The following is a 22,432-nucleotide window of genomic DNA, read 5'->3' as shown; positions in this document are numbered from 1 at the left end:
CGATCGGACCCCGGGTGGCCCGGACGACGACTTGGGGGTTTCGCCGGGGCCAGGTCGGGCACTTTCGGGCCCATGCACACCGAGCACACCAGCGAGCCCGCCGCCGCCACGATCACCCCGTACCAGGACGGGCCGCTACTGGTCCGCGGCGACTTTGCCCTGGTCACCCCGGACGGCGAGCGGATCGACGCCCGCCGGGGCACGGTGGCGCTGTGCCGGTGCGGCAAATCGGCGCTCAAGCCGTTCTGCGACGGCACCCACAAGGTGGTCAACTTCCGGGCGGGCACCGCCCGGGAGGGCTGACCGCGCTACGCCACTCCAGCCAGCGGTCCCCCGGTCGCGGACGGCAACGCGGTCGCGGGCACCGAGATGGTCCGTGGGGCGGGTGCCCGCAGCGAGCTGCGGCCGGCGGCCCAGTTGTCCAGCAGGTGCGCGGCGAACAACCGGTCGACCGCGAGCGCGGCGGCCGCGCCGAAGAGCACATCCCCGGCCAGCGCCGGCTCCACCCGGACGAGGCCACCGCAGAGGTCGTGCACGGCGATCTGCTCGTGCACCGCGTCGGCCTCCACGTGCTCGTCGTAGAAGCGGGTAGCCACCTCGTCCAGGCCGAGCCGGCGCAGCCCGTTGCCGTACCGGCGGTTCGGCAGCGACGAGGTCATCTCGAACGCCGCCAGGTGACCGAGGAGCGCGCCGCGCAGCCGTCGGTGCAGCCCGAACAGCGACATCAGGTTGTTGGTCGCCAGCGTCACGGCGGGAACCGCGTCCAGATGAGCACCGTAGCCGGTGTCCATGCCCAACCGGTCGAGCGTGCGCCGGAACAGCTCGGCGTGCATCCGGTTCAGCTGGCCGTTGCCATACTCGTCGGTCTGGATCTCCACGAGGGCGGCCTTGGCCGGGCCGCCGAGGCGGGGCAGCGCCCAGCTGTGCGGGTCCGCCTCCCGCAGGTGATAGACCGAGCGGTGGGCGACGAACTCGCGGAACTGGGTGAGGTCGGCGCGCCGTTGCAGGGTGGCGGCCAGCGGCGGGCCGTCGTCGGCGGCGACCAGCTCGGTCAGCCCGACCGTGACGCCGCCGGGCGGCAACGACGGTGCGCCGACCAGCCGGCGCAGCGCCGCCTCGAAGGGCCGCTCGACGCGTGCCCGCACGGCCAGCAGCGTCGGCTGCCACTCCCAGCCCTCGTCCACCCCACGCCAGCCCCGGTAGTGCAGCTCGTAGCAGAGGAACAACGTCAGTTGCAGGTCCTCGTCGGTGAGCGGGTCCGCCGGGTCCAGGTCAGCGCCGAGATCCATCGGAAGGTCGTGTGGCGGTCGCCGCAGGGCCTCGGTCACCGCACTGGAGAGCGGGCCGCGCGGCCGCGGAAGCGGCGCGGGACCGTAGCGGCGGTCGGTGGGCTGCGGCATTGGACCTCCAGGCGTCGTCGGGCGGGTACTGATGCCCCGACGGAACGCGCCTAAACGAGGCCCTCCGCGTTCACGGTGAGCTCCACCTGCTCACGGACCCTCCGGGCGGCGTCCCCGTTGGCGTACAGGCCGCGCAGGTCGGCGAAGGCCGGCTCCGGCGGCGCCAGCGACACCGCGGGGTCGACCACTGCCTCCAGTACGCACGGGCGGTCCGCGGCGAGCGCCTCGTCCCAGGCCGCGCCGACCAGTTCCGGGCGGTCCACCCGGACGCCGTGCAGTCCGAGCAGCCGCGCCCAGCCGGCGTACGGCACGTCGGGACGACGCTGGGCCGGGTCGGCTGACGGCTGCCGCCCGCCGCCCATGCCGGACTGGTCGCGGTTGTTGAGCACCAGCACCACCAGCCGCGGATCCCGCCACTCCTGCCAGTGGTGCGCCACGGTGATCAGCTCGGCGAGCCCGTTGAGCTGCATGGCACCGTCGCCGACCAGCGCGATGACCGGCTGGTCGGGGTCGGCGAGCTTGGCGGCCAACGCGTACGGCAGGGCGCACCCCATCGAGCCGAGGGTGCCGCACAGCTGCGCGTTCACCCCGGGCGGCAGGACCAGGTGCCGGGCGTACCAGTAGAGGACCGAACCGACGTCGACCGCCACGGCGCCGACGTGCGGGACCCGGGCGGACAGCTCCTGGAGTACGAGCTGCGGGTTGACCGGTTCGGCCGACGCGGCGGCCCGGTCGGCCGCGGTGGTTCGCCACCGGTCCACCGAGCTCTCCACCGTGGCGCGCCAATCCTCGTGGGGCCGCTCGGGTATCCGGTCCAGCAGCGCCCGCAGCGTCTCCGCGGCGTCGCCGACCAGCGGCACGTCGGCCGGGTACCGGCTGCCGATCCGCCGGCCGTCGATGTCGATCTGCACGGTGCGGGCCTGGTCGGGCATCGGGAAGTAGTCGGTCCACGGGTCGTTGGTGCCGACCATCAACAGCGTGTCGCAGCCGCCCATCAGCTCGGCGGCGGCCATGGTGCCGACCTCGCCGAGCACCCCGGTGTGGAAGGGCAGTCGCTCGTCGAGCACCGGCTTGCCCAGCAGCGAGGTGGCCACCCCGGCGCCGAGCCGGTCCGCCAACTCGATGATCTCCTCGGCCGCGCCCCGACCACCCTGGCCCACCAGGATCGCAATGCGCTGGCCGCCGCCGAGCAGTTGCGCGGCGGCGTCGAGGTCCACCTCGTGCGGCAGCACCCGGGCCAACGACTCGCCCGGGGTCGCCGAGATCACCCCGACCGCGTTCGGCTGCAGGTCGGACACCATGGCCTCCTGCAACTGCCGGGGCAGCACGACACAGGTCGGGCTGCGGGTCGCCGCCGCCGTGCGGAACGCCTGGTCCAGCAGCGCCGGTACGTGCTCGGGGCTGCGGCCGTACTGGACGAACTGGTTGCACACGTCGGCGAAGAGCCGACTCAACCCGATCTCCTGGTGCGCCCCGCCGAGCGGCCCGGAGATGTCCTCGCCGACGATCGCCACCACCGGCGTGCTGTCCAGCTTGGCGTCGTAGAGCCCGTTGAGCAGTTGCACCGCGCTGGGCCCCTGGGTGGCCAGGCAGACCCCGATGCCGCCGGTGAACTTGGCGTGCCCGGTGGCCATGAACGAGGCCGTCTCCTCGTGCCGGGCCGGGATGAACGCCGGATCGCCGCCGGTACGGTCGAGCGCCTCGACCAGCGGGGCGATCGCCGCACCCGGGAAGCCGAAGGCGCGCGGCACGCGCCAGGCCAGTAGCCGCTCCACCACCAGGTCGGCGACGCTGCGCTCAGCCATTGCCGCGCCCGGGCGTGCTGGCATCGACGTACCGCAGCACCGCGCCGACGCCGTCGGTGAGCTCGGGTGCCTCGTCCGCGCCCAGCACGGTCAGCGCCGCGTCGGTGCCGACCAACGCCCGGACCAGGGCCGCGTCGGCGCGTACCCGCTGCGGGTCGGCCACCGACATCGCGGACAGCTGCCCCGGGTCGACGGCGATCTCGGTCGGCTCCGGGCCGATCCACAGCTCACCGTTGGCCGACGGGTCGTCCACGATCAGCATGGTGTCGACCTGGTTGCGTTGCAGAGCCCCGACGACCGCGTCGAGCCCGGCACCCACGTCCTCCTGCACGCCGAACCGGTCCAGTGCCGCGGTGATCCGCTGGTCGGCGACCTCCGCGATGGTCTGCACGGTGAGGTCGTCCAGCAGGGTCTGGTCGGAGCCGCCGGCCCGCGAGCCGGCATCGGTGCGGACCACTACGTCCTGCCAACGCTCGGGCATCTGGGCGGCGATCACTCCGGTGGCCCGGACGTCGCCGGCGACCACCACCACGTCCGCGCCGACCTTGTCGGCCAGCTCCACGGTCGCCGCGGCGACGTCACCGGCGTTGTGGTGCCACGCCTCCATGGCCGCCCGTTGGTAGCGCGACTGGGACCAGCCACCGGGCTGGACCCGGCGCAGCGGGAAGGACTCCCGGCCGGTGATGTGCGCCCGTCGGGGCACCCCGCCGGCGCTGACGGCCATCGCGTCGGCGCCGGTGCGGTCGGCCAGCACCCGCACCCACGCCACCTGCTCGCCACGCTGTGCGAGCAGCGGCATCACATGTGGCAGTGGCGCGTAACTGGCCAGGTCGCGCACCGGTGGCGCGGAGAGGTACTCGGAGAGCACCACCCGGCCCCGGGTGGCGAAGACCGCGAGGCCGTAGTCGCCGACCATCGGGTCGTGCCCACGGACAACCCGGTCCAGCGCGGCGACGGTCGCCTCGTCGGCGCCCTGGTCGGTCAGTTGACGCGCCAGGGCACGCCAGCGCAGGGCCAGCGCCTCGTGGGCGTCCTCCGTGTCGGCGGAGGCGTCCAGGTACACCGAGCACCACGGCCCGGGTCGGTCGTAGAGCGGGCGCAGGAAGGACAGCTGCATGCTCGACCCCTTTCCAGCTCGACCCCCCGCTTACCCGGGTCGCCCGGGATGTCACCTCGCGGCCGTGAGCCCGTGACCAGGTTTCATTCACGTCGTTCAACCGAGGACATCGATACGATCAGTGAACGGAAGCGGACTCTCGGTGGTGGGAATGGACAGCGGACTCGATACCCGACGCATCGTGCACCCGACGGATCGGATCGTCACCGGGCGGTTGATCCGCCTGCTCGACGGCTACACCCGCGAGGTACGCATCGGCCAACCGGTGCTGGTCGCGGTGCTCGCCGCGGCCGCGTTCGCCCGGCTACCCGCCCTGCTGCTGCGCTCGCTCTTCTCCGCTGGTGGCGGCGGCACCCGGCGGCGCTGGAAGGAGCTGAAGCAGGGCCCGGAGTACCTGGTCACCCCGGTGCGGCTGCGCAACACCGCCGGCCAGCTCTGCGAGGTGGAGCTGCACGGCCACCTGCCGCAGAGCGCCCTGCACCCGGCGGACCACGTGCAGCTCACCCTCCGCCCGCAACGCGACCCGGAGCTACCGCCCCGGATCGAGCGGATCGTCAACCTCACCACCGGGCAGCTGCTCACCCCGCGTACCGCGACGCTCTGGTCGCACCTCGGCCCACCGCTGCTGTTGCAGGCGGTGCTGGGCGCGCTGCTGCTCGCCGGCGTGGCGGCCTGCTCCGCGCTGACCTGACCGGCCGGCCGGGTTTCCGGGCCCGGCCGGGCGGACACCGGCTTCGGCATGTTTCCTGGATTCACGCTTGAGGAGATCGACGTCGGCCCGGTACGCCTGCGGGTACGCCACGGCGGGTCCGGCTCGCCGGTCGTGCTGCTGCACGCCCATCCCCGTACCCACGCCACCTGGCACCGCGTGGCGCCGCTGCTCGCCGAGCGGCACACCGTGATCTGCCCGGACCTGCGCGGCTACGGCGGTTCGACGAAGCCGGCGGAGACCGCCGACCATTCCGGGTACGCCAAGCGGGCGATGGCGGGCGACGTGGTCGCGCTGCTCGACAAGCTCGGTCACCAGCGGGCCGCGGTGATCGGCCACCCCGTGGTGCGTACGCGGCGATGCGCACCGCGCTGGACCACCCGGACCGGGTCAGCCGGCTCGGCGTGCTCGACGGGATCCCGATCGGTGCCGCGCTGGACACCTGCGACGCCCGGTTCGCCTCCCGATGGTGGCACTGGTTCTTCCTGGGCCAGACCGACAAGCCGGCGGAACGGGTGATCAACGCGGACCCGGACGCCTGGTACGGCGGCTCCCCCGCCGAGATGGGCGAGGAGGCGTACGCGGACTACTCCCGGGCGATCCACGACCCGGCGACGGTGCACGCGATGTGCGAGGACTACCGCGCGGGCCTGGGGCCGGATCGGGCCGCCGACGACGCGGACCGGGCCGCCGGGCGGAAGATCGGCTGCCCGGTGCTGTTCGTGTGGGCCGAACGTGACGACATGGTGGACCTGCACGGAGACCCGGCGACGATCTGGCGGGAGTGGGCCGACGACGTACGGGCCGCCTCGATCGACTCGGGTCACCACATGGCCGAGGAGGCGCCGGAGGCCCTCGCTGCCGTACTCGCCGACTTCCTGGTCGACTGACCGCTCAGCGCGACCGGCGGCGGGTCAACCGACCGGGGCGGGCTCGCGCACCGGCTGACGGTCGGTGCCGAGCATTCCCCGGCGGCGGGCCCAGCGCTCGAAGACCAGGGTGGCGAACGGCGGCACCGCGCAGGCCAGCGCGACCACCGTGGCCGGCAGGCTCCACCGGTGCAGTCGGGCCACCACCAGCACCAGCAGGGCGTACGCGACGAACAGGCCGCCGTGGATCGGACCGAAGATCTTGACGCCCAGCTCGTTGTCCGGCGGGCCGTACTTGACCGCCATGCCGACCAGCAGGGCCAGCCAGGAGCACGCCTCGGCGATCGCCGCCGCGACGAAGAGCCCGGTCACCTTCTCGCGCATACCCACGCCACCACCTCTCGGGCGGCAATGCTATCGGTGCGGACCGGGCGCACCCGAGCAGACCGCCCGGACGCGACAGGGATCACCAAGCCCGCCGGTGGGTAGGAAAAGACCATCGGGTCTTCCCCCGCCCGCCGGGGACGTGCGAGGTTAGGGGGACCAGCGGTGACAGGGTGGTGACCATGGGCGAGGACGTCGGCGTACGGACCTTCAGTCGGGAGGACCGGGCCCGCTACCGCGAGAAGGTCCGCAACTGCCTGGACGTCTTCGCCGAGATGCTGCGCGAGTCGCGGTTCGACATCGACCGGCCACTGACCGGGCTGGAGATCGAGCTGAACCTGGTCGACCAGGAGTCGAATCCGGCGATGCGCAACGCCGACGTGCTGGCGGCCATCGCGGACCCGAGCTTCCAGACCGAGCTGGGCCAGTTCAACATCGAGATCAACGTGCCGCCGCGCCGGCTGACCGGCACCGGCACCGCCGAATTCGAGGAGAACGTCCGGGCCAGTCTCAACGCCGCCGAAGAGAAGGCCCGTGCGATCGGCGCGCACATGGTCATGATCGGCATCCTGCCGACGTTGCGCCCGGAGCACCTGACCGCCGAGACACTCTCGGCCAACCCCCGCTACAAGCTGCTCAACGAGCAGATCTTCGCCGCTCGGGGCGAGGACCTGCCGATCGCCATCAGCGGGGTGGAACGGTTGGCGGTCACCGCCGACACGATCACCCCGGAGGCGGCCTGCACCAGCACACAGTTCCACCTCCAGGTCAGCCCGGCCCAGTTCGCCGACTACTGGAACGCCGCCCAGGCGATCGCCGGCCTCCAGGTGGCGCTCGGCGCGAACTCACCGCTGTTCTTCGGCCGGGAGCTGTGGCGCGAGACCCGCATCCCGCTGTTCCAGCAGGCCACCGACACCCGGTCGGAGGAGATCAAGGCGCAGGGCGTACGGCCACGGGTCTGGTTCGGCGAACGCTGGATCACCAACGTGTTCGACCTCTTCGAGGAGAACGTGCGCTACTTCCCGGCGCTGCTGCCGGTCTGCGACCCGGAGGACCCGGCGCAGGCGTTGGCCGCCGGTGAGGTGCCCAAGCTCGCCGAGCTACGGCTGCACAACGGCACCGTCTACCGGTGGAACCGACCGGTGTACGACGTGTCGCGCGGCCGGCCGCACCTGCGGGTGGAGAACCGGGTGCTGCCCGCCGGGCCCACCGTGCTGGACACCATCGCCAACGGCGCCTTCTACTTCGGGCTGGTGCGCGCCCTGGCCGAGTCGGACCGGCCGCTGTGGTCGCAGATGTCGTTCAGCGCCGCCGAGGAAAACTTCACCAGCTGCGCCCGGTACGGCATCGACGCGCAGGTCTTCTGGCCCGGCCTCGGCTACCTGCCGGTGACCGAGCTGGTGCTGCGCCGGCTGCTGCCACTGGCGCACCACGGCCTGGACCAGTGGGGCTTGGATCCGGCCGAGCGCGACCGGCTGCTCGGCATCATCGAGCAGCGCTGCCTGACCGGCCGCAACGGCGCGAGTTGGCAGGTGGAGACGCTGCACCGGCTGGAGACCGCCGACCACCTGGACCGGCCGGCGGCGCTGCGCGAGGTGGTCCGGCACTACGTGACGCTGATGCACAGCAACCGGCCGGTGCACGAGTGGCCCATCCCCTGACCCGGCCCGGCCCCTGAGTCGCGGTCACTGCGCCGGGCGGTCCCACGGCGACGGGTCGTCGCGGAGTCTGCTGTAGAGGTACCCGTCGCGCCACCGGCCGGCCCGGAACTCGCAGGCCCGCACGACTCCTTCGAGCTGGAAGCCGGCCTTCTCCAGGGACCGCTGCTCGGCGACGTTCTCCGGGTGGGTGCCGGCCTGGACGCGCTGCGCCGGGGTGTGCTCGAACAGGTAGTCGCAGAGCAGTGCCTGTGCCCGCCAGCCGATGCCCCGGCCTCGCCACGCCGGCAGCAGGACGATCCCGATCTCCCAGTACGAGGCCCGGCCGCCGTAGCACCCCGAGAGGTAGCTGACGAAGCCGGCGGGGGCCCGCTCCGGCTCGACCTCGACGACGAGCCGTCCGTCGTCCGCGCCGAGCCAGCCGTCGACGGCGAACCGCCGGGCCGGCGCACCCGGGTCGCGGAAACCGGACCAGTCCAGCCCGACCAGACCCGGCTCGGTGCAGAACCGCCGGAACATCGCCAGGTCGGCCGCGGCGACCGGCCGCAGCCGAACGGTGAGATTGCCCGTCCGGGAAGCCGGAGTGTCACCACTCTCCATTGCCGACACGGTAGCCGCCCCACGCTGGCCCGGCCGACCCGCCGCGCGACGTTCCGTGCCCTCCTTTGTGGACCCCCAGGGTCATCGACGTTTGTCGTAGGCTGGTGCGGCTCGACATCGACCTGGTGACGATGAAGGGATGCCTGTGGACACTTCCGAGACAGACCACACCCCGGCCCCGAGGTCCACGAACGGAGCCCTGTCCCGCCGGCACATGCTGCGTGCCGGGGCGGCGGCTGCCGGCGGCGCGTTGATTGTCGGCACGTCCGAGGCAGCGCAGGCCGCGCCGGGTGGCCCGAAGCGGGCGTTGCGGGCTCCGGTGCTGGTGCCCGGCGACCGGGTCCGGGTCGTGTCACCCGGAGGCACTCCCAACCCCGCGAACATGGCCCGCGGCATCGAGATCCTGCGGAGCTGGGGTCTGGAGGTCGAGCTGGGCGAGCACGTCTTCGCCAAGTACGGCTACCTGGCCGGCACCGATGCGCAGCGGCTGGCCGACCTGAACGCCGCGCTCAACGACCGGGGGGTCCGTGCGGTCTTCGCCGCCCGTGGTGGCTACGGCACCCAGCGGATCGTCGATCGCATCGACGTGGCCGGCATCCGCCGCGATCCCCGGGTGGTCGTCGGGTTCAGTGACATCACCAGCATCCATGGCAAGCTCTGGCGCGACGCCGGGCTGGTCACCTTCTACGGTCCCATGGTCAACTGGAGCGACAGCCGCACCGGGCCGGAGTCGGCCGAGGCACTACGCCGGGCGGTGATGACCACCGCATCCGTCACCGTCACCAGGGATCCCGCCGAGACGGCCGCCCCCGTCCTGGTGCCGGGACGGGCGACGGGTCCCCTGCTCGGCGGCTGCCTGACGTTGATCTCCACATCGTTGGGTGCCGGCGACGCCCCGAAGTTCGACGACGCCATCCTGTTCTTCGAGGACGTGGACGAGGCGCCGTACAGCATCGACAGGATGCTGACCGAGCTACGCCGGGTGGGCGTGCTGCCCAGGGTCGCCGGGGTGGTCATCGGCCAGATCACCAACAGCGTCGGTGCACCCGACGAGTGGGACGCGGTGGCGATGTTGACGGACCGCCTCTCCGACCTTGGCGTGCCGGTCCTGGGCGGGCTCCGACTGGGTCATGGCAACGGGCAACTCACCATTCCGCTCGGTTCGCGGGCCACGATCGACGCGGAGGCGGGGACCCTGACGGTGGAGCCCGGAGTCCGTCCGCGCTAGGGGGGATGGAGGGCGTCCCGCCGCGCCTACAGTGCCCACCGGATCACGGTGACCAGCCCGAGGACGGTCAGAGTCAGGACGATCAGGCCGATCACCGTTGCCACCAGGCAGGGCAGGGCCTCGCTCCACGCGCCGGGGACCTGACGGGGTCCGGCCTCCGTCCAGGTGACCGGGCCCTGACCTTCCTGTCCGGCCTGCTCGACCAGCCGACCGAACCGTGCGCGTGCCACCGGCCCGAGCTTGTCGGTGGGGTCGGCGTTCACCTTCAGCACGAGCAGCCGCCGCCAGGCACCCGGGTGAGCCCTCTCGAATGCGCCGATCTCCTCCACGGCGGCGTCCTCGTCGAGGAACCCCCAACGCCCGGCCTCGACCACGTTGCCCACCTGCCGGTACAGCACGGCACGCTGCGCCCGCAGCTCCAGGTCGTCGGGGTACGCGGCGGTCAGGCTCGCCAGCCGCTGCATCGCTGGGTGGACGTGCCCGCGCCGCAGATCGGCCTCGACCTTCGCCAGCACGTGATCTTTCGCCATGGCGGTCATTCTCAGCGGTCACCGCCACAACCGAAAGCCCATATCCGCGTAGCGGCGCGGACCGCCGGGCGCACTTCTCGTTGATGATGGTTGCCATGACGTCAGTGGGCGCCCAGCGGGTGCGGGATGCGAACGGCGGACCGCAGAGTCCATTGGAGCAGCGGCTGATCGAGTCCGTCGCCCACGGCGCGGTGCTCGACCTGGCCGGTGACGGGCCGGTCGACGAGGCAGCGATGCGGTCCTGGGGCGATGACCGCACGATCTCGGCTTCGGTCATCCGTGAGCTGGTCCGCGGCCGGCTGGTCAGCGAGCCCGACCCACATGGCCTGCGGCTGCGCGGAGCCCGGATCGTCGGCCAGATCGATCTGGAGAACATCACCAGTGACCTGGCGCTGGAGCTGCGCGACTGCCTGCTGCCCAGCGGCGTGAACCTGCGCAACGCCCGCCTGTCAGCGGTCGCCCTGACCGGGTGCCGCATCGAGCAGGCGCCCGGTTCCGCGGACACGGCACTCGACGCCACCCGCTGTGCCGCGTGGGTGATGTCGCTCAGGAAGAGCACGGTCACCGCTGACGCTGTCGCCGGCACCGTTCGTCTCGCCGCCGCACGCGTCGGCACGTTGGACTGCCGTGGAGCGCGGTTGGAGAACAGGACCGGATCTGCCCTGGACGCCGACGGACTCCAGGTCGACCAGAGCGTGTTCCTGAACGACGGATTCGCCGCCACCAGCCCCAGCGTGCGAGGCACCATCCGGCTGCTCGGCGCCCACATCGGCGGCCAGCTCAACTGCGGTGGAGCACGGTTGGAGAACACCGCCGGCCCGGCACTCAACGCCGACAATCTCCGGGCCAACCAGGATGTGCTGCTGTCGAACGGCTTCATCGCCACCAGCGCCAGCGAGCAGGGCACCATCCGGCTGCTCGGCGCGCACATCGGCTCGTTGAGCGCGAGCGGTGCGCGGCTGACGAACACCGCCGGACCGGTCCTCGACGCCGACGGCCTCACCGTTGACCGGGACGTGGCCCTGGACAGTGGTTTCACCGCCACCAGCGCCAGCGAGTGGGGCGGCATCGGCCTGTCCGGCGCCCACATCGGCGGACTTCTGGCCTGCGGTGGGGCGCGCCTGGAGAACACGACCGGCCCCGCCCTCGACGTGAACGGCCTCCGGGTCGACCAGGACGTGCTCCTGGATGACGAATTCAGCGCCACCAGCGGCGGTGACGAGGTGGTGGTGCTGGTGCTGGCCGGAGCGAGGATTGGTGGGGCCCTTTGCCTCGACACCGATCGGGTGACGCGCACGGCACCGGGCCCGGGACCGCTGATCGAGTTGGACGGGCTCACCTACAGCGGGCTCCCGCGGCCCACGTCACTGCGGCGCTGGCTGCCACTGCTGCGCGAGGGCACCCCCCGTTACAGCGCCCAGCCCTACCAGCACCTCGCCGCCGCGTACCGCGCCGCCGGCCACGACCGCGACGCCCGCACCATCCTCATCGCCCAACGCCGCGACCAGATCCAGCGCGCCGGACTGACCGCCTCCGAGCGCGCCTGGGGTCGCCTCATTGGCATCACCCTCGGCTACGGCTACCAGCCCTGGCGGGCCCTGCTCCTGCTCCTCGCCACACTGGCGATCGCAGTGACCCTCAGCGTCCTCGGCGGCCACCACGGCGGCCTGGCGCAGAAGCCGGTGACCAGCGGAGCAGCCACCACCTGCACCACCATCGACCAGATCGGCGTCGGCCTCGACCTCGGCACCCCAGTGCTCAAGACCGGCGCCCGTGACCGCTGCCAACCCACCGACACCCCTGCCGGCCAGACCCTGACCATCGCCGGCTGGATCCTGCAGCTGCTCGCCTGGAGCTTCGCCACCCTCTTCATCGCCGGCTTCACGAGCGCGGTCCGCAAGACCTGAGCACACGCTGACCTACTCCGGTCACCTGTGCGCCGTCACTCGGGTTGGCATCCGCGGGCGGTACTCAACCGCGCGGGGTGGGAACACCGAAGAGATCGATGATGCCGGCGGGAAGCTGGGCGAGCAGATCGTGACGCTCGTCGTCATCGAGCGCCTCGGCGACGGTACGCAACACCGCCTGGGCGTGCTGACGCACCTGGTCCGCGTCCGCGCACTGCTCCCGATCCCCGACGTGTTTCAGGAAGTCGCCGATGTCCCACTGGCGGCCCCGTGGATTACGGGTGACCGACGGGTTCAGCCGCTCCGGTAGCTGTGCCGCGAGGTGGTCGGCCTCCCGTCCGGCGAGCCGTTCGCCGAGCACCGACAGGACGGCCTGTACGGACCGGACGGCCTCATTCTCGCCGAGGCCCCCGCGCCGCCGTACCGTGGCGATCAACTGCTCGTACTCCATGACCCGCTCCTTCCGTCTCCTCGACCGGCCGTCAGGCCTGCCAGCGGACGAACGGGGCGAGTTCCCAGGCTCCCTGGCCGCAAACGAGGTCACCCGCCGGCCCGGGCTTCAGCCGTCGGCCGGCGGGACCTCACATCTCGCCACGAACCAGGCGGATCAGCCGGTCGAGGACGCGGCCCTCGCTCACCCGTAGGCCGTCGTGTTCGTACTCGTTGGTGATCCAGGGGCGTAGACCGCGCACCGATCGCGCCGTGGCCAACGAGTCGTCGGTGTCGACATACATGTCGTCGTGGTAGACGGCGGCGACGACGGGCACCTCGTTGCGGGCCAACTGCTGCGGGTCGTACAGGTCCGGCCACTCCTCGCGCCGCGCCAGCAGCTCCGCCGTCTCGCGCAGCGGGGCCAGCGCCGGATCGCTGGCGAACATCCACGGGTAGATCATCTCGCCGGTCAGCAGCACCGGTCGGTCGTCCGCCAGCGCCCCGTCGGCGTCGAACTGCGGGAGCTCGGCCCGTACCGTCTCGGCCGCCCAACCGGTGGCACCCGGTGTCACCGACCGCTGGCCGTAGATCGACTCGTGCAGCAGCGCGTAGAGCGGGCGGCTCGCGTACGAGAGATGGCCCTGGACCTCGACGAGGAACGAGTCGGAGAGTTGACCGGCGGGCACTCCCGGCAGGAAAGCGTCTTCGAGCAGGTAGTGCAGGGTGTGCGTACCGTTGCCGGTGCCCAGCGTGGTGCCGATCGCCTGGAACGCCTCGGCGGTCAGCAACCCGCCGCCGGGCAGCCGCACCTCCCGCTCCCGGAGGTGCCGCACGACGGCGCGAACGGTCTCGACGTCCTCCGGGTAACGCGCGTAGTGCGCCTCGACCTTGCGCTGCACGCGCGGGTACGCGGACCGGTAGACCTCGTGCGCGCTGCTGCGCAGGCCGGGGAGGCCACCGGTCACGAAGGCTTCGCGGACGCCTTCCGGCGCGTACGACAGGTAGGTGAGGGTGCAGAAGCCGCCGTAGCTCTGGCCGAGCAGGCTCCACCGCCCATCCTCGCCGAGAAGTTGCCGGCGGATCAGCTCGCAGTCCCGGACGATCGAGTCGGCCCGGAAGTGCGCCAGATACCGGGCCTGCGCGGTCGCGTCGCCACGCAGCGGCAGCGTCTGCCGATTGGCGGGGGTCGAGCGGCCGGTGCCGCGCTGGTCCAGCAGCAGCACCCGGTAGTCGTCCAGCGCCCGATCCAGCCAGCTGTCACGGCCCACTGGCCGCGGTGACCGCCCGCCTGGGCCGCCCTGCAGGAAGAGCAGCCAGGGCAGCGACTCGTGCGCCTTGCCGGCGGCGACGATCTCGCGGGCGTACACCTCGATCTGCTCACCGGCCGGGTTCGCGTGGTCGAGCGGTACCCGGAAGCTGTGGTCGGTGATGGCGGTGCCTGGGTGGCGGTAGGTCGGCACGGTTCCCTTCCCGTAATCGCTGGCCACGGGCCGGTTGGCCGGGGTCCGCCCATCTTATGATCCGGTGGATCCGATGCCAGACGGTGGCCGCTATCCCACGGCTTTCCCGGTCGCCTTCGTGAATTCAAGCAGCCTGTCGGGAGCGTTCTCGGAGAGCTGTCGCACTGCGGTGGCGTACGCATTCGACCCGCCGCCTTTGATGACGCTGTCGAACTCCTTCGAGCAGGTCGCCGCGTTCGTCTCGGCGTGGTTGAGGAACTCCTCCCACAAGTCCTGAAGGGACGATTCCGGAACACGGAAGAACCGATCGGCCTCGTCGACGTGGGTGAGCAGGCTGTCGCAGGTGTCCGCTATCTTGTTGAGCCCGTCGGGAGTACGTTCCTCCTTAGGGGTTTTACGGTATTCGTCGAGGATGTCGTTGATCACGTCGAGATCGGTGGCGAACCGCCGGATCAGATCCAGGCCGCCTTGGTTTATCCACTCTCGCACCTGTTCCGCCACGAGTTCGCGGGGTCGCTCGCCGTCGGACTGAATCCATCCGTCGAGCAACTGGTAGTTGGTGTTCGACGCCAGGTTCAGGTAATGGAGGTCTCGCCATCCCGAGAGTGGCAGGGCGATGATGACGATGACCGCAAGGAAGCATGCCTGCACTGCCCGCCTGGGCCGCTTCGGAGGTCGGGTGCCCTCCGGCATGGTGACACCGCTCTTTCGGGTCGCGAAGCGGTCAGCAAGAGCGCCGAGCATCGCAGCGGCAAGGGCCGTCAGCGCGCATGCCGCCACCACGATGTTGAACACCATGGAGATTTCACCCCAGGCGAGATTGCCGCGCCAGGCACAGGTCGTCTCGAAGGTGTTCATCGGGCCGAGGCAGCCGTCGACGGAGGTGAGGAGCACAAAACCCGCCGCACCGATCCACAGTGCGATGTTGGTCGAGGCGAGCGTGTTGATCAGGCGCAGTTCCGTTCGGCGGGCATTCGCCGATACGGCGGCGATCACCCCTCCGCCGAACAACCCTGCGGCGCAGTAATAGTAGTAGTACGAGTATTCGATGTCCCCTGAAGAGACCGTGTCCCAGAGGCTGCTGCGGTTGAGCGCCAACTTGACTGCCGCCAAGCAGATCAGGCCGGCGACGCCTCCGATCACTGCCGGTTTCATCGAAGACGGTTGGGGCTCGATGCCACGGTCCACGAGAGGTCCGACGATCCGCGGAAGAATGGCGATCGTCCAGAGGATCGCGATTCCCGTGAACAGGAAGGGTCCTGCGGTCGCCATCAGCGCAGGGCTCAGGGCGAACAACATCGTGGTCGTGACCGAATCGGCCTCGCCTCCCTTCGCGACCACGATCTTCGACCACTCGTCATACAGGGCTTGCCTGTCCAAATTGATGTAGAGGCCGTAGAAGAATCCGGAGAAATACTTCCACGTCATGAGGAGGACCGCCAGCACGAGCCACGAGGGGACGAGGATGGCGGCCAGTCGGGCCCAAGCGGTGCCTTCGGGGCGGGTGGCGGTCCACTGCCTTTCGACTTGCGATACCCACCAGCCGAACAACACGCTCATACAGAGGAGTACGAGGAGGAATTCCGGGTGTGGGGGGATTCGCGTGAGCGAGAACGTACTGTCGACGAACGGGATTCCGAGGATCAGACCCGTCCCGAACCAGAGGCCGACGCCGACGCCCGACGGTGGGCGTTCACCGGAATCGGCCGACCGCGCCACCGCCTGCCACAGGTAGATGCCGATGATCGCGCCAGCCGGCGCGGAGCAGGCCAATGCCGCCGACACGATCGAGACCAACTGGGTGGTTCCGCCCTCGTTCAGTGCCACAATGAGCCGGTAGAAGATGAGCGTCGTCGCCAGGCCGGTGAGCGCCAGGGCGAGCGGGCGGATCCTCAGCAACGTCGAAGGATCGGAGGCCGATGCTCGTCGTACGCTCCATTCTGGATGGACGCGCCACAGGCCGAAAAACGCCTCACGTAGGCGCTCGCGCTTGGTGGGAGGCTCCGAGCCCTCGGTTACCAGCCAATTCGCCGGATCGGCCTCCCACTCAACGGATCGCAGGTCGGCTCGGATCTCCCGGCTGCGCAAGACCTCCGTCCTCGACAGGTAGATGAGGGCAGCCATCACGCCCGTGGAGGCGATGTTGGTTGCATGGATGCCAACGAGGTTATGGGCCCAAGGGAATTCCCGGGTGATCTCGATGATGCTGTGGATCCGGATCGCCACATAGGGGAGCAGGACGAACCAGAGGAAGACGCGCCACATCGATATCACCAGGTAGGTAATTGTTATGTCGCGGTTGCGGATATGCGCGAACTCGTGGAGGATAACCGCCCGGAAGGTCTCGGGTGCGGAACCATGGCGGTGGACCAGTCCCCCGTTGATTCTGAGGATCGGCCGTCGGTTGTCGCCGAACACCACCGCGCTCATCGACATCGCGGTCGGATCGGTCACGACCTTCGGCAGGCGGGAGAGGCCGGCCTCCCTCGACAGCGACAACAATCTCCGCTCCACCCGCTGATCGCTGTCCACTTGATCGAGCTCGACATAGCGGCTCGGCCGGGATTTCCACTTGGGCAGCGCCTTGAAGAGGCAGAAGGTGGCGAGCAGCAGGAGCAGGATCCACAAGACCCCGAGCCATATCGACGGTGCGGGGTATTTCTCCAGGCAGGCCTGGAGTGCCTCGTTGTTCCGGCTGAGATTGTCCTGGGCATTCGCGACGCTGTCGAGCTCGGTGTTCACCCCGGCTGCCCGGAAGCAGGCGCGACGATCGGTGTCGCCGCCGAGGATGTTGCGGGCCTCCAGGACCATCGCCCCGGTGCTGATCACCAGCAGGGCGACGAGTTGGAGAAATCGCAGTGTGGTGCTCGCGTCGACATGCGGCAGGAATTTTCGCGGGGAGTTCATAGGATCAGCCTCCGTCCAGGGTTCGCGGACGGATTCCGTTCACGACTATGCGGAACCCGGGAGGTCGTCCGGTCGGTCCATGGTCAGGCGCCGGTGGATGGCGTCGGCAATGGCGACCGCCTCATCCTCGGGCAGGCCTCGCTTCTTGGCTTCGCTCAACGCGGCTTGGTAGATGGTCTTTTGCTGTTCTGACGTGAAGTCGGGAATCGACGTCTTGACGGGCCGCCGCTTGAGCCGGGATCTGACCCATTCGCTGCTGCGTTCTGCCAACGAATCGGTCGCGCCCTTGGCGGCCTGTTCGAGCACGACCCAGACCACGGGAGTCGCCAGGAGCGCTATTTCGCCGAGCCCGAACCCGAGCGGCTCTCTCTTGGGGCCGAGATTGCGGAACTGTCTTGACACGGTCCGCTCGTCGAGCAAGCCCAGGCCCTTGACGACAGGCAGTTCAGCTGGAGCGAAATCCGCAATCACGTCGCGGACGACTTCATGAAGAGTGCCGAGAGTGTCAGGCATCGAGTGGATCCAATGCTAGGGGGCGGCGGATCCACAGTGATTCGCCCACTTGGCCCCTGGATTCTACTTTCTGGACCGGCCATACGCCACCATGGACCCGGATCGGCGTCCCTTTACCGACCTGTCGGCCATCTGGGCCGAACTGCGCCGACGCGGCACCGGGCACACCACCCGTGGACGAGCCGACCGGCAGGCCAAAAGACCGCCACGTCCAACCAGGCCACCGTCACCATCGCCGCGCTACTGCGATGGCCGTGAATCTCTGAAGACACGACCTGGCGCCTGACGGTTACCCTTTGGCTACAACCTGGCCACAGAGACGGAGATGCTTCGTGGACGACGGCACCGTACTGATGGACGAGTTCGGCGTATCCCTGTCAACCGCGATCGGGCTGCTCCGTTCGGAACTACAGGAGGCGCTGGCCGACGGCACCGACTCCCAGATCCGGTTCGCGGTCGACTCGATCGAGCTTGAGTTGGAGTTGGTGGTCGACGCCACGCGCGACGTGTCCGGCAAGCTGACGCTGTGGCGAGTGCTGTCGGCTGGCGGTGGACGCAAGCACACCGACACGGCTACGCATCGGATGACTCTCACCCTCACCCCTAGGGACACCTCGCTACCGATGTCCAAGGAGACCCTCATCGGCGACGACAGCTAAGCCCGCCGGAGGCCCACAATGCACCCGGTCTCGCCGCACATCTCTCGCCTCGCCCTGGTCAGAGGGGCGATGCGGGGTTCGGGCTGTCTCATCGGCCGCGATCTGGTCCTCACCGCTGGCCACGTCGTCGGCCCGTTGGGGGCGTCTTGTCGTGTACGTCTGCACGGGACCGAGGAACGCGACGGCGTCGTGATCTGGCGCGCGAACCATCTGGGCCTCGATGCCGCGCTCGTCCAGGTGCCACAGGCTGGCTGGCCCGAGGGCACCCCCGCCAGCAGGTACGGGGAACTCGTCGGCCCACATCCCGTCGAGTGCCTCACGGTGGGCTACCCGTTGGCGAGCGTGAACGCTGACGGCGAGAGCAAGCTCGATGAGAATCCGTGGCTGGTGGCGCCGGGCACCGGGATCGAGAGGGACCGGTACGCGCTCAACAGCATCCTCATCCCACCGCACAAGACAGTGGACACCCACTCCGGACCGCGGCCGGGCTGGGCAGGCCAGTCCGGTGCGGCACTACTCACCGGCGACGGCCGCTACGTGCTCGGTGTGGTCATCGCCGAGCCGGAGAACTACGGGCCGGGACGCCTTGAGGCGGTGCGCATCAGCTCGCTGGCGAAGGACGAGCTGTTCCGCACCTGGGTGGGCATCGCCCCCGACAGCATCGTCGGCCTCACCGCGAAGGGCCGAGCGGACCACGTGCGGTTGCCGCCGGGGATCGTCCCACACGCCGACGAGGTGGCCAGCCTGGACGGGCTCATGCGCAACCTGCGGGAGGAGTGCCTGCCTTTCGTAGCACCATTTGATGACACGACGCCCACCCACCCCGACCGCCTTCTTGAGCGGCTGAGCGAGTCGGCGGGACGATCCGGAGTGCTCCTGGTGGGGGCGGCCGGTGCGGGAAAGACGCGCACCTGTTTCGAGGTCGGCAAGCGGGCCGCGGAAGACGGGTGGACAGTCCTGCATGTCAAGGCCGGCGAGCCGCTGGTCACCAACGTGGACGTGGCCGACGCTCTGCAGCGCGTCGGCACGAAACGAACCCTGGTGATTCTGGACTACCTGAACGAATGCCGCGGTCTCGACCTACCTGGGCTACGTCAACAGGTGCTGCCGGAGGCCAGGCGCCAGCACATACACGTGGCGCTGCTGGCTTCCGCGCGTCCTGGTTGGCAGCTTCAGACCGAAGCCCAGCTCAGTCCGCTGTTCGACATCGTTCGGCTGGCACCGGACAGCGAGCACACGGCGAAGATCCGTAAACAGGTGGTGACCTCGCTGGCACCGACCGCGCTGCGCGTCCTGGACGACGAGCAGCGCCTTCTGGAACTGTGCGGCGACCGGCCGATCATCGCCATGCTCATCGCACTCGAGGCGGAGGCCCGCGCGAAGGCCCGCAGGCTCAAGCGAGCCCTCCCCAGCATCCGACCCGGTGAGTTGATCGACTGGTTGAACCGACGATTGCGCGAGGATGGCCTGATACCGCAATCGGCGAATCTCATCACCGATCAGGAGCCGAGCGTAGAGCTTCAGACGTGTGTCGCCATGGCGGTTGCTGGCCCGCAGGAACGAACAAGCCTGGTCGCCTGCGGGGGCCGCGTTGCCGGTGGCGACACCGAGCGGGCCGATCATCTGCTCGGCATCCTGTTGACGATGGGTTGGATGGTCACGAGTGGCGGCCAGTACATGACCGTCCACGACATCGTCACCGACCAGTTGATCGACAACAGCTTCCACCGGACCGGCAGCGGGAGTGTCCGCTCCTCAGTCGCGGACCGGATCCTGTCCGCAAGCCTGACCCGGGGGCGGACGATCGGCAGGTACGCCACCAACCTTGGCCGGTTGATGCGCGACCTGGCGTTGGAGGAACGGTCCGCCCCAATCAAGGAGTACTGCGGGCGCTGGCTCGAGAAGCACGGGCCGGAGGTCGCCAGGTTGCTCGCCGAACAACAGGACGAGGGCGCGTACGCGCTCGGCGCGGTGATGGACAACCCCGCCTGGTCGCCCGTCGCGTTCGGGAGGTGGGAAACCATCGTGGCGCCCTGGCTGTCAGTACACGCACGGACGTTTCCCGCTCGCCACCTGCTGTACAAAGGCCTCAGGGCGTCGGTCTCCGACAATCGCCTGGTACGCGAATCGATAGATTGGCTCGGCGTCCACCACAATCGGGCCGAGGCCACCTTCGTCCTGCGTCCGCTGCTCCAACATTCGCTGCCGGACGACCTGACCCGTACCACGGTCCGGCACGCCCTCGCGTGGCTCACCGTCCACGACACAAGTCTGAACGCGGGGTTCGTGCTGGGGGCGCTGCTGGAACGCGACCTACCCGAGGAGCACGCCGCCACCCTCGTCCGGCATGCCCTCACGTGGCTCACCCACCACGACACCACTCCGAACGCGGGGTTCGTGCTAGGGCCACTGCTGGAACGCGACCTAGCCGACGAGCACGCCGCCACCCTCGTCCAGCATGCCCTCACGTGGCTCACCCACCACGACACCACTCCGAACGCGCGGTTCGTGCTAGGGCCACTGCTGAAACGCGACCTAGCCGACGAGCACGCCGCCACCCTCGTCCAGCATGCCCTCACGTGGCTCACCCACCACGACACCACTCCGAACGCGGGGTTCGTGCTGCAGCCGCTGCTGGAACGCGACCTACCCGACAAGCACGCCGCCACCCTCGTCCAGCATGCCCTCACGTGGCTCACCCACCACGACACCACTCCGAACGCGCGGTTCGTCCTGCGACCGCTGCTGCAGCGTGACCTGCCCTCCGAGCACGTCGCCACCATCGTCCGGGACGCTTCCACCTGGCTCGCCGACCACGGCGCCACCCCCGAAGCCGGATTCCTGCTGCGGGCGCTGCTGCAGCGTGACCTGCCCACCGAGCACGTCGCCACCATCGTCCGGGTGGCTTTCACCTGGCTCGCCGACCACGGCGCCACCCCCGAAGCCGGGTTCGTGCTGCGGGCGTTGCTAGATCGTGACCTACCCGATCAGCACACCATCGCCGTCCGCCACGCCCTAACCTGGCTCGCTGATTACGCTGCCACCCCCGACGCCGGCTTCGTGCTGCGGCCGCTGCTGCAGCGTGGCCTGCCCACGGAGCAGGCCACGATCGTCGTCCGGCACGTCCTCACCTGGCTCACCGAGCACTCTGCCGCCTCCGACGCCGACTTCGTGCTAGGGCCATTGCTGGATCGTGACCTAACCAACGAGCAGGCCGCCACCGTCATCCAGCACGTCGTCACCTGGCTCACCAAGCACTCCGCCACCCTCAACGCGCAATTCGTGCTGCAACCGCTGCTGCAGCGTGACCTACCCGACGAGCACGCCGCCGCCGTCGTCCAGCACGTCCTCACGTGGCTCACCAAGCACTCCGCCACCCTCAACGCCGGCTTCGTGCTACGGCCGCTGCTGCAGCAGCGTGGTCTGCCGGACGAGCAGGCGGCCCTGGTCCTGCGGCACACCATCACGTGGCTTGACGACCATGCCACCCTCCTCGACGCCGGCTTCGTCCTGCAACCACTGCTGCAGCTTCCACTGCGCGACGAGCAGCCCGCCGCCGTCCGGCACGCCCTCACGTGGCTCACCAAGCACTCCGCCACCCCCAATGCCGACTTCGTACTACGGCCGCTGCTGCAGCAGCGTGGTCTGCCGGACGAGCAGGCGGCCCTGGTCCTGCGGCACACCATCACGTGGCTTGACGACCATGCCACCCTCCTCGACGCCGGCTTCGTCCTACGACCACTGCTGCAGCTTCCACTGCGCGACGAGCAGCCCGCCGCCGTCCGGCACGCCCTCACGTGGCTCACCAAGCACTCCGCCACCCCCAACGCCGGCTTCGTACTACGGCCGCTGCTGCAGCAACGGCGCCTGCCCACGGAGCAGGCCGCCACGGTCCTCCGGCAAGCCATCACGTGGCTCACCAACCATGCCACCCTTCCCAGCGCCGGCTTCGTCCTGCAACCACTGCTGCAGCATCCGCTGCCCGACGAGCATCCCGCCGCGGTCCGGCACGCCCTCACGTGGCTCGCCAAGCACACCGCCACCGTCCAGGCGCGGTTCGTGCTACGACCGCTACTGCAGTGTCACCTGTCCGACGAGCAGGCCGCCGCCGCTATCCGCCACGCCCGCACGTGGCTCACCCACAACGCCACTGCCCCTGGAGCCAGCGCCCTTCGCGTCCTGCTGAATCGCTGGTTGCCTCCCGAGGATCGTCTGTAGACGAGCAGTGTGGGGGCCCGAGTCCCTGTGCGTGCG

The 22,432-nt window shown here is 69.9% G+C and carries 18 protein-coding genes and 1 pseudogene; 9 read left to right on the top strand and 10 right to left on the bottom strand.

The features are described 5' to 3' along the window. The first annotated feature begins 72 nt into the window (after window positions 1–72). Window positions 73–303, top strand: coding sequence for a CDGSH iron-sulfur domain-containing protein (locus tag ABZV00_RS18800; protein ID WP_355607760.1), 231 nt, complete (start codon window positions 73–75; stop codon window positions 301–303). Window positions 304–308: 5 nt separating this feature from the next. Here the strand turns inward: ABZV00_RS18800 and ABZV00_RS18795 are convergent, their stop codons facing one another. The 3 genes from ABZV00_RS18795 to ABZV00_RS18785 are packed head-to-tail and all read right to left on the bottom strand — an operon-like array spanning window position 309 to window position 4,322. Continuing rightward, a complete protein-coding gene (locus tag ABZV00_RS18795) occupies window positions 309–1,400 on the bottom strand; it encodes an iron-containing redox enzyme family protein (RefSeq protein ID WP_355607757.1) in 1,092 nt (363 codons plus the stop codon). Between the two features lie 50 nt (window positions 1,401–1,450). Continuing rightward, on the bottom strand, window positions 1,451–3,205 hold the full coding sequence (locus ABZV00_RS18790) for a thiamine pyrophosphate-binding protein (RefSeq protein WP_355607754.1): 1,755 nt from the start codon (window positions 3,203–3,205) through the stop codon (window positions 1,451–1,453). Then, a complete protein-coding gene (locus tag ABZV00_RS18785; RefSeq protein ID WP_355607752.1) occupies window positions 3,198–4,322 on the bottom strand; it encodes a Vms1/Ankzf1 family peptidyl-tRNA hydrolase in 1,125 nt (374 codons plus the stop codon). The genes ABZV00_RS18790 and ABZV00_RS18785 overlap by 8 nt, the downstream gene beginning before the upstream one ends. Window positions 4,323–4,464: 142 nt before the next feature. On the opposite strand from ABZV00_RS18785, the gene ABZV00_RS18780 reads away from it, so the two are divergent. The 3 genes and pseudogenes from ABZV00_RS18780 to ABZV00_RS18770 all read left to right on the top strand — a co-directional run bounded on the left by ABZV00_RS18780 (window position 4,465) and on the right by ABZV00_RS18770 (window position 5,921). Next, window positions 4,465–5,013: a hypothetical protein gene (locus tag ABZV00_RS18780; RefSeq protein ID WP_355607909.1), complete on the top strand. Its 549-nt coding sequence runs from the start codon at window positions 4,465–4,467 to the stop codon at window positions 5,011–5,013. Window positions 5,014–5,061: 48 nt separating this feature from the next. Next, window positions 5,062–5,310 (top strand): annotated as a pseudogene (locus tag ABZV00_RS18775) (alpha/beta fold hydrolase); the annotation flags it as partial. A gap of 80 nt (window positions 5,311–5,390) precedes the next feature. Next, window positions 5,391–5,921, top strand: a complete 531-nt coding sequence (locus tag ABZV00_RS18770; RefSeq protein WP_355607749.1) for an alpha/beta hydrolase — start codon at window positions 5,391–5,393, stop codon at window positions 5,919–5,921. Window positions 5,922–5,945: 24 nt separating this feature from the next. Here ABZV00_RS18770 and ABZV00_RS18765 read toward each other — a convergent pair whose 3' ends face one another. Next, entirely contained in the window at window positions 5,946–6,284 is a 339-nt protein-coding gene (locus ABZV00_RS18765) for a DUF3817 domain-containing protein (RefSeq protein ID WP_328426663.1), read from the bottom strand. 182 nt (window positions 6,285–6,466) lie between these two features. Here ABZV00_RS18765 and ABZV00_RS18760 point away from each other — a divergent pair, with 182 nt between their 5' ends. Then, window positions 6,467–7,945, top strand: coding sequence for a glutamate--cysteine ligase (locus ABZV00_RS18760; protein WP_355607748.1), 1,479 nt, complete (start codon window positions 6,467–6,469; stop codon window positions 7,943–7,945). A 24-nt stretch (window positions 7,946–7,969) separates the two neighbouring features. On the opposite strand, the gene ABZV00_RS18755 is transcribed toward ABZV00_RS18760, so the two are convergent. Then, a complete protein-coding gene (locus ABZV00_RS18755; protein ID WP_355607746.1) occupies window positions 7,970–8,542 on the bottom strand; it encodes a GNAT family protein in 573 nt (190 codons plus the stop codon). Window positions 8,543–8,681: 139 nt separating this feature from the next. Here ABZV00_RS18755 and ABZV00_RS18750 point away from each other — a divergent pair, with 139 nt between their 5' ends. Continuing rightward, entirely contained in the window at window positions 8,682–9,770 is a 1,089-nt protein-coding gene (locus ABZV00_RS18750) for an LD-carboxypeptidase (RefSeq protein ID WP_355607744.1), read from the top strand. 26 nt (window positions 9,771–9,796) lie between these two features. Here ABZV00_RS18750 and ABZV00_RS18745 read toward each other — a convergent pair whose 3' ends face one another. Then, entirely contained in the window at window positions 9,797–10,300 is a 504-nt protein-coding gene (locus tag ABZV00_RS18745) for a DUF6584 family protein (RefSeq protein ID WP_355607741.1), read from the bottom strand. 95 nt (window positions 10,301–10,395) lie between these two features. Here ABZV00_RS18745 and ABZV00_RS18740 point away from each other — a divergent pair, with 95 nt between their 5' ends. After that, window positions 10,396–12,207, top strand: coding sequence for a hypothetical protein (locus tag ABZV00_RS18740; protein WP_355607739.1), 1,812 nt, complete (start codon window positions 10,396–10,398; stop codon window positions 12,205–12,207). A 64-nt stretch (window positions 12,208–12,271) separates the two neighbouring features. On the opposite strand, the gene ABZV00_RS18735 is transcribed toward ABZV00_RS18740, so the two are convergent. The 4 genes from ABZV00_RS18735 to ABZV00_RS18720 form a co-directional block, all read right to left on the bottom strand. Next, complete coding sequence (locus ABZV00_RS18735; RefSeq protein WP_328417067.1) at window positions 12,272–12,658, bottom strand: DUF2267 domain-containing protein; 387 nt, start codon at window positions 12,656–12,658, stop codon at window positions 12,272–12,274. Window positions 12,659–12,788: 130 nt separating this feature from the next. After that, window positions 12,789–14,099, bottom strand: a complete 1,311-nt coding sequence (locus tag ABZV00_RS18730; protein WP_355607737.1) for an alpha/beta fold hydrolase — start codon at window positions 14,097–14,099, stop codon at window positions 12,789–12,791. 90 nt (window positions 14,100–14,189) lie between these two features. After that, the gene (locus ABZV00_RS18725) at window positions 14,190–17,006 is read right to left on the bottom strand and encodes a M48 family metalloprotease (RefSeq protein WP_355607734.1); all 2,817 of its coding nucleotides are present in this window, start codon (window positions 17,004–17,006) and stop codon (window positions 14,190–14,192) included. A gap of 45 nt (window positions 17,007–17,051) precedes the next feature. After that, window positions 17,052–17,519: a hypothetical protein gene (locus ABZV00_RS18720; protein ID WP_355607731.1), complete on the bottom strand. Its 468-nt coding sequence runs from the start codon at window positions 17,517–17,519 to the stop codon at window positions 17,052–17,054. A 332-nt stretch (window positions 17,520–17,851) separates the two neighbouring features. Between ABZV00_RS18720 and ABZV00_RS18715 the strand changes: the two genes are divergently transcribed. Both ABZV00_RS18715 and ABZV00_RS18710 read left to right on the top strand, forming a co-directional pair. Beyond that, window positions 17,852–18,178 (top strand): trypco2 family protein, encoded by a 327-nt coding sequence (locus tag ABZV00_RS18715; protein ID WP_355607728.1) that lies wholly within the window; start codon window positions 17,852–17,854, stop codon window positions 18,176–18,178. Between the two features lie 18 nt (window positions 18,179–18,196). Continuing rightward, window positions 18,197–22,396 carry a serine protease gene (locus ABZV00_RS18710; RefSeq protein WP_355607725.1) on the top strand — a complete coding sequence of 1,400 codons (4,200 nt, stop codon included), beginning with the start codon at window positions 18,197–18,199 and terminating at the stop codon, window positions 22,394–22,396. The last annotated feature ends 36 nt before the right edge of the window (window positions 22,397–22,432 follow it).

Origin of the sequence: Micromonospora sp. NPDC005173 (assembly GCF_040608515.1) — a bacterium.
Classification (GTDB): domain Bacteria; phylum Actinomycetota; class Actinomycetes; order Mycobacteriales; family Micromonosporaceae; genus Micromonospora.
This window is presented reverse-complemented; position numbering and strand designations above follow the sequence as displayed.

Bases quoted from the DNA above. Each gene is read 5' to 3' on its own strand.
- ABZV00_RS18750 (WP_355607744.1), top strand. From the start codon at position 8,682: ATGCCTGTGGACACTTCCGAGACAGACCACACCCCGGCCCCGAGGTCC.
- ABZV00_RS18760 (WP_355607748.1), top strand. From the start codon at position 6,467: ATGGGCGAGGACGTCGGCGTACGGACCTTCAGTCGGGAGGACCGGGCC.
- ABZV00_RS18710 (WP_355607725.1), top strand. From the start codon at position 18,197: ATGCACCCGGTCTCGCCGCACATCTCTCGCCTCGCCCTGGTCAGAGGG.
- ABZV00_RS18765 (WP_328426663.1), bottom strand. From the start codon at position 6,284: ATGCGCGAGAAGGTGACCGGGCTCTTCGTCGCGGCGGCGATCGCCGAG.
- ABZV00_RS18795 (WP_355607757.1), bottom strand. From the start codon at position 1,400: ATGCCGCAGCCCACCGACCGCCGCTACGGTCCCGCGCCGCTTCCGCGG.
- ABZV00_RS18725 (WP_355607734.1), bottom strand. From the start codon at position 17,006: ATGAACTCCCCGCGAAAATTCCTGCCGCATGTCGACGCGAGCACCACA.
- ABZV00_RS18755 (WP_355607746.1), bottom strand. From the start codon at position 8,542: ATGGAGAGTGGTGACACTCCGGCTTCCCGGACGGGCAATCTCACCGTT.
- ABZV00_RS18720 (WP_355607731.1), bottom strand. From the start codon at position 17,519: ATGCCTGACACTCTCGGCACTCTTCATGAAGTCGTCCGCGACGTGATT.
- ABZV00_RS18745 (WP_355607741.1), bottom strand. From the start codon at position 10,300: ATGGCGAAAGATCACGTGCTGGCGAAGGTCGAGGCCGATCTGCGGCGC.
- ABZV00_RS18735 (WP_328417067.1), bottom strand. From the start codon at position 12,658: ATGGAGTACGAGCAGTTGATCGCCACGGTACGGCGGCGCGGGGGCCTC.
- ABZV00_RS18800 (WP_355607760.1), top strand. From the start codon at position 73: ATGCACACCGAGCACACCAGCGAGCCCGCCGCCGCCACGATCACCCCG.
- ABZV00_RS18770 (WP_355607749.1), top strand. From the start codon at position 5,391: ATGCGCACCGCGCTGGACCACCCGGACCGGGTCAGCCGGCTCGGCGTG.
- ABZV00_RS18785 (WP_355607752.1), bottom strand. From the start codon at position 4,322: ATGCAGCTGTCCTTCCTGCGCCCGCTCTACGACCGACCCGGGCCGTGG.
- ABZV00_RS18740 (WP_355607739.1), top strand. From the start codon at position 10,396: ATGACGTCAGTGGGCGCCCAGCGGGTGCGGGATGCGAACGGCGGACCG.
- ABZV00_RS18790 (WP_355607754.1), bottom strand. From the start codon at position 3,205: ATGGCTGAGCGCAGCGTCGCCGACCTGGTGGTGGAGCGGCTACTGGCC.